This window comes from Burkholderia sp. Ac-20392 (assembly GCF_017104585.1).
Taxonomy (GTDB): domain Bacteria; phylum Pseudomonadota; class Gammaproteobacteria; order Burkholderiales; family Burkholderiaceae; genus Burkholderia; species Burkholderia lata.
This window is the reverse complement of sequence record NZ_JAAGPB010000500.1, coordinates 1-5,800: the sequence shown is the minus strand read 5'-3', so window position 1 is coordinate 5,800 and position 5,800 is coordinate 1. Positions and strand designations below refer to the sequence as shown.

Below are 5,800 nucleotides of genomic sequence, written 5' to 3'. Positions count from 1 at the left end.
GTTCATGATGTTGGCGGGCGGCCTGGCGCGGTGGGACGAACTGGAGCGGATGGCCGCGCGGATCGGGCCGCTTGGCTGGCACGTCGACCTGCAGCTCGACGGCCGGACGCTGCCCGAGGTCGTGCCGTTGCTGTCCTCGCTACGGGCGCGTGTCGTGATCGATCACACGGGCAAGTTCCTGACGCCCGTCGCGCCGGACGCGCCGGCATTTCTCGCGCTGCGGCGCCTGCTCGACCGCGGCCACGCATGGGTGAAGCTGTCCGCGCCGTACGAGACGTCGCGCTCGGGTGCGCCCGGATACGACGATGTCGCGCGTCTCGCCGCCGTGCTGGCGCGCCACCATCCGGCGCGGTGCGTATGGGGCAGCAACTGGCCGCACCCGAACGCGTCGCCGGTTCCAGATGACCTGAGCCTGCTCGGCTGGCTGGACGACTGCACGGCGGACGACGCGATCAGCCGCGCGATTCTGGTCGACAACCCGACCGTACTTTACGGATTCTGAATCGGCTGCAAGGACGAAACCGAGTGTGACAAGCTTTCAATCCGGAAGCATGTCACCTGCAACGCCAAGCAATCCTGACCGAGCACGACAGGTCGCAGTCCTGCGAATCCTTACCGTGCTGAAAGCTGTTTCGCCGAGGGTGTTCCAACGGAGGAACGCAGCGTTTCGCTGCACTGCGACAACTGCTTGACGCTGCATGCCGGTCGGCGCAGGATACGTCCGTGCATTTGGAGCGGGACGCGCCGGCCGCGCGGTTCCTGCACCCGCGATACACAAAAGAACAACGATGAGCCTTTACGCACTCGTACCGGAATACCGGCCCCGCGATTGTCGGCCCGCCGGAACAACGCTTCTCCCGACGCTCTGCGCGTCACGTATCCGTCATCCCGTTTCGTACCGTGCATCGGTACACTTTCCCGTCCGCGCGCGCGCCGCGGCGATGAACGGCGCGCGTCCGGCGCGCCGCATCGCAGCGCCGTCTGCCAGCCCTCATCACCGCATCCTGAACGGCGCCTACACCGGCGTCTCGTGACGTCCGTTGCGCCCATCCTTGTATTGCACCGCCGGCTTGCCTGATTGCCTGGCGGGTCCGAAGTCCGAAGCATTTCGATTGAGCTTGAAAAAGCTAACGCAAGCAGTTCGGTTCGAGGTTCAAGGAGAAAAACTCATGTCGCAGCTTTCGAATGAAGAAGGAAACGGCAGTTCGGGGAGTGGCAAGGTCAAGCTGATCAAGTGGGCGATCATCGTCGCCGGCGTCGCGATCGCGGCACCGGCGGCGCTGTTCATCCTGAAAGGGGTGATCGCGCTGGTCACGGCGGGCGTGATCGGCCTCGGTGCGATCTATTTCGCACCGGTCGTCGCGATGAAGTTCGCGAACCAGAAGGTGAAGATGATCGTCCAGGAGGCGCAGGCCAATCCGATCGAGACGCTGATCAACCAGCTCGCGGAAAAGCGCCAGGCGGCCCAGAAGTTCGCGGACAGCATCACCGCATTCCGCACCGAGGTAAAGAACTTCGAAAGCAAGACGGAACTGTTCGAGAAGCAGTATCCGGACGACGCGCCACGCTTCCGGCAGCAGCTCGACACGATGAAGCAGCTGCTGTCGTTTCGCGAGGGGCGTTACAAGCAGGTGCAGGCCGAACTGAAGAACTTCGCATCGGCGATCGACCGCGCGAAGGCGATGTGGGACATGTCGCAGGCCGCGCAGCAGATGAACAAGCTCGCGGGCAAGCAGGCGTCCGATACGTTCGAGCAGATCAAGACCGATGTGGCCGTCGATTCGGTGATGCGCTCGGTCAACAAGGCGTTCTCCGAAATGGAGACGTCGCTGATGGATAACCCCGAGGTCAAGCAGGCGCAGCAGCAGGCGGTGATGAACGCGCCGCACGCGCCCGGGCTCGATGCGACGAACCCGGCGCAACTGCCGTCGAAACAACAATAACTTCCTGCAGGCTCGCAACCATGAAAAAACTTCTTGGCGCCATCGCATTTCTGGTCGTGCTCGTCGGCGTATGGATCGTGCATCAGGGCGGCCTGTCGACGCTGATTCCCGCGCATGACGCGGCCCCGGGCTCGACGTCCGCGCAAAGCGGCGACACCGGGCAGTCCGCGCAGTCGTCGCCGTCGTCCAACGTGCTGCCGGCCGGCTTCACGCCGCAGGCCAGCACGCTGAAATCGATTGCCGAAAACGGCATCGTGCGGATCTCCGTGCAGAACCCGAGCGAACCGTTCTTCGGCGAAGACAAGGGCGCGCCGCACGGCTTCAACGTCGAGTTCGCGCGGCTGCTGTTCGCGGATCCGTCGTTCTCGCACGGCGGCAAGCCGGTGGTCGTCGATACGCGTCACGAGGTCGATACGTACCCGGGCGTGCCGAAGCAACTCCTCGATACGGACGCGAAGGGGAACCACGTGGTCGACGTCGCGATGGACGGGCTGACGTTCCCGGACAATACGCCGTCGGGCGTTGTCTATTCGGTGCCGTACGTCGACGATTTCGGCTACTCGCTGATCGTGCGGCAGGGCTCCGCGATCCGCTCGACCGACGATCTCGCGGGCAAGACGGTCGGTATCCTGAAGGGCGACCCGGACGTGCGTGCGTTCGTCACGCGCCAGTATCCGAACGTGAAGTTCGTTGAAATCGACGATTCCGATCCGGCGTTCATCGCGAAGAGCATCGACGGCCATACGGTCGACGCGTTCATCTACGACTATCCGTTCGCGGTCAGCTCGATCAAGGACACCGACCTGAAGTTCGCGGTGACCAAGCTCGACGGCTCGAACATCGCGTACAAGATCGGCGTGCGCGCCGACGACCAGGATCTGCTGATCTACCTGAATGCCGCGATCGCGAAGCTCAAGCAGTCGCCGCAATATCTCGACCTGCTGCGCAAGTACTTCGTCAGCGACCAGGCGGTGACGACCGCGGCCGCGTCGGGCGAACATACGTATGTGGTGAAGGCGGGCGACACGCTGAACATGATCGCGGCGAGCAAGCTCGGCAGCGGCCAGCGTTATCGCGAGATTCAACGCCGCAACAACCTTGCCAACCCGAACCTGATCCTGGCGGGCCAGCATCTGGTGATTCCGGTGCGGTAACGGCGGCGTGACGTGAACGAGGAAAGCTGAAGCGACGTGAAAGACTGCGCGCGGCCCGGCGGAAGTGATCCGCCGGGCCGCGCGCTTTTCTGCGTCAGTGCGTGATCGACAGGAACAGGTAAGCGGCGAACAGCGACAGGTGCACGACGCCGTGCAGCACCGTCGTACGCCCCTGGCTGAGCGTCAGCGTGCTGACCAGCAGGGTGAGCGCCAGCAGCACGGTTTCCATCGGGCCGATGCCGAGCGTGAGCGGCTGGCCGACCCAGATGAACACGGCCGCGACGGTCGGGATCGTGAGCCCGATACTCGCGAGCGCCGAACCGAGCGCGAGGTTCATGCTGGTCTGCAGGCGATTCGCACGCGCGGCGGTGACGGCCGCGAGCGCTTCCGGCAGCAGCACGAGCGCGGCGATCACGATACCGACCGCGGCCTCGGGCGCACCGAGCTTCATTACCGCATGCTCGACGGCCGGTGACAGCAGCTTCGCGAGCAGCACGACCGAGATGAGGCTCACGAACAGCAGCACCAGACTGATCAGCGCAGTGCGGTTGCTCGGCGCGGCCGCGTGCACCGCCTCGTTCGCGCTGTCGTGCGCGGCGAGGAAGTAGTCGCGGTGGCGCACGGTCTGCACGAACACGAATGCGCCGTACAGCACGAGCGACGACACGCCGGCGAACGCGAGCTGCGATTTCGAGAAGAACGGGCCCGGTGCGGCGTTCAGGTAGTTCGGCATCACGAGCGACAGCACCGACAGCGACGCCAGCACCGCGAGCGCCTTGCTGGCGCCACGGCCCTGGAAGTCCTGTTCGCCGTGCTTCCACGCGCCGACCAGCAGGCAGATACCGACGATGCCGTTGCAGATGATCATCACGGCGGCGAACACGGTGTCGCGGGCGAGGCCCGATTTCTCCGGGCCCGCGCCGAGCATCACCGACACGATCAGCGCGACTTCGATGACGGTCACGGCGACCGCGAGCACGAGCGTGCCGAACGGCTCGCCGACGCGGTGCGCGACGACTTCGGCATGGTGGACGGCGGCGAACACGGCGCCGGCGAGTGCGGCGGCGAACACCGCGATGACGAGGCCTTCGGCCGGCACGACGCGCGACAGCGCGAGGACCAGCCATGCGGCAAGCGGGGCCACGAGGGTCCAGCGCGGGAGCTGGTTGGACGAGAGCGGCATGGGGGTTTCCTTATGCGAGTGGCGGCGCGCGACGCGCCGTCACGGGTTGACGAAGCCCGGCCGTACTATCCGCCGAACGAGGATGATGAAACCGAAAGGGGGCGGCACGCAACGGTGCTGCCCTGGGTTCGCCGCCGTGAGGCAGCGAGGGGCGCGGGCGGGCTGGAGCCCGTCGCTGGATGAAACGGTTCGATGCGGCTGGCCGCAAGCGGCGAGGCGAGCACGTGTGACGACGCGCGGGCCGGAGGCTCGGTTCCGACCCCGGAAGGGCGGCCGACGATGGACGGCGGTGGCAGCGTGACACGCGGTTTCCCCCTGAAATCCGGCGGTTTGTCGAATTTTATCAGGCGTTCGGGGGTCACTATCTCATATTAGAACGCTTTCATTGACCTTTCGGTTTACAAAAAGTGCCCCGACCTTTCAATTTTTTGTCTTTGCAGTTTCCGTAACGGTCTCTTGCACGACAAATTCGGGCTCGCCCTGACATAAATCTACCGACCGGTCGGTTTATAATAGCCAGCACCTCCACTTCATGACGGATCGCAAGCGATGGCTGTTTCTTCTGCACATTCGGTGAACTCGGGCGCGCTGGCGCCGTCGTCCGTCGTCGGCGTGATCGGTGCCGGCGCGATGGGCGCGGGCATTGCGCAGGTCGCGGCGGCGGCCGGCCATACGGTGCTGCTGTTCGACCTGAACGAAGCCGCCCGCGACAAGGCGCTGGCCGGCATCCGCGCGCAGTTCGCGCGGCTCGCCGAGAAGGGCCGGCTCGAACCGGCCCAGGCCGACGCGGCAGGCGCCCGGATTCGCGCGGTGCGTGAACTGGCTGATTTCGCGGGCGCCGCACTGATCGTCGAGGCGGCGGCGGAGCGGCTCGACGTGAAGCGCGAGATCTTCGCGACCCTTGAGCGCCATGTCGACGACGCGTGCCTGCTGGCCACCAACACGTCGTCGATCTCGATCACGTCGATCGCGGCCGGGCTGCGCGTGCCGCAGCGCGTCGCCGGCCTGCATTTCTTCAACCCGGCGCCGCTGATGGCGCTCGTCGAGGTGGTGAGCGGGCTCGCGACCGCGCCCGAGGTCGCACAGGTGCTCTATGTCACCGCCGCCGCATGGGGCAAGCGGCCCGTGATGGCGAAATCGACACCGGGCTTCATCGTGAACCGCGTCGCGCGGCCGTATTACGCGGAGGCGCTGCGCGTGCTGAACGAGCAGGGCGGCACGCCGGCATCGATCGACGCGGTGATGCGCGAGGCCGGCGGCTTCCGGATGGGGCCGTTCGAGCTGATGGACCTGATCGGCCACGACGTGAACTTCGCGGTGACCGAATCGGTGTTCCGCGCGTACTTCAACGATCCGCGCTACACGCCGTCGCTGATCCAGCAGGAGCTCGTGAACGCGGGCTTCCTCGGGCGCAAGTCGGGGCGCGGCTTCTATTCGTATGCGGACGGCGCGACGCCGCCCGCACCCGATCTCGAAGCGCCGCGCGATGCGCCGGCCGACGTCGCCCTGTTTGCGCAGGA

The 5,800-nt window shown here is 65.7% G+C and carries 5 protein-coding genes; 4 read left to right on the top strand and 1 reads right to left on the bottom strand.

The genetic code is table 11. From position 1 onward, the window contains the following. The 3 genes from G3N99_RS33145 to G3N99_RS33135 all read left to right on the top strand — a co-directional run. A partial coding sequence (locus tag G3N99_RS33145) for an amidohydrolase family protein (protein ID WP_206124481.1) occupies positions 1-502 on the top strand: 502 nt, incomplete at its 5' end. Between the two features lie 667 nt (positions 503-1,169). Beyond that, complete coding sequence (locus tag G3N99_RS33140; protein ID WP_174937367.1) at positions 1,170-1,943, top strand: hypothetical protein; 774 nt, start codon at positions 1,170-1,172, stop codon at positions 1,941-1,943. A 20-nt stretch (positions 1,944-1,963) separates the two neighbouring features. Next, complete coding sequence (locus G3N99_RS33135; protein WP_206124480.1) at positions 1,964-3,097, top strand: transporter substrate-binding domain-containing protein; 1,134 nt, start codon at positions 1,964-1,966, stop codon at positions 3,095-3,097. Positions 3,098-3,191: 94 nt separating this feature from the next. On the opposite strand, the gene G3N99_RS33130 is transcribed toward G3N99_RS33135, so the two are convergent. Continuing rightward, entirely contained in the window at positions 3,192-4,280 is a 1,089-nt protein-coding gene (locus G3N99_RS33130; RefSeq protein ID WP_174937363.1) for an ionic transporter y4hA, read from the bottom strand. Positions 4,281-4,829: 549 nt separating this feature from the next. Between G3N99_RS33130 and G3N99_RS33125 the strand changes: the two genes are divergently transcribed. Beyond that, positions 4,830-5,800 (top strand): 3-hydroxyacyl-CoA dehydrogenase NAD-binding domain-containing protein (locus tag G3N99_RS33125; protein ID WP_241011982.1); only part of this gene is annotated, 971 nt, incomplete at its 3' end.

Bases quoted from the DNA above. Each gene is read 5' to 3' on its own strand.
- G3N99_RS33140 (WP_174937367.1), top strand. From the start codon at position 1,170: ATGTCGCAGCTTTCGAATGAAGAAGGAAACGGCAGTTCGGGGAGTGGC.
- G3N99_RS33135 (WP_206124480.1), top strand. From the start codon at position 1,964: ATGAAAAAACTTCTTGGCGCCATCGCATTTCTGGTCGTGCTCGTCGGC.
- G3N99_RS33130 (WP_174937363.1), bottom strand. From the start codon at position 4,280: ATGCCGCTCTCGTCCAACCAGCTCCCGCGCTGGACCCTCGTGGCCCCG.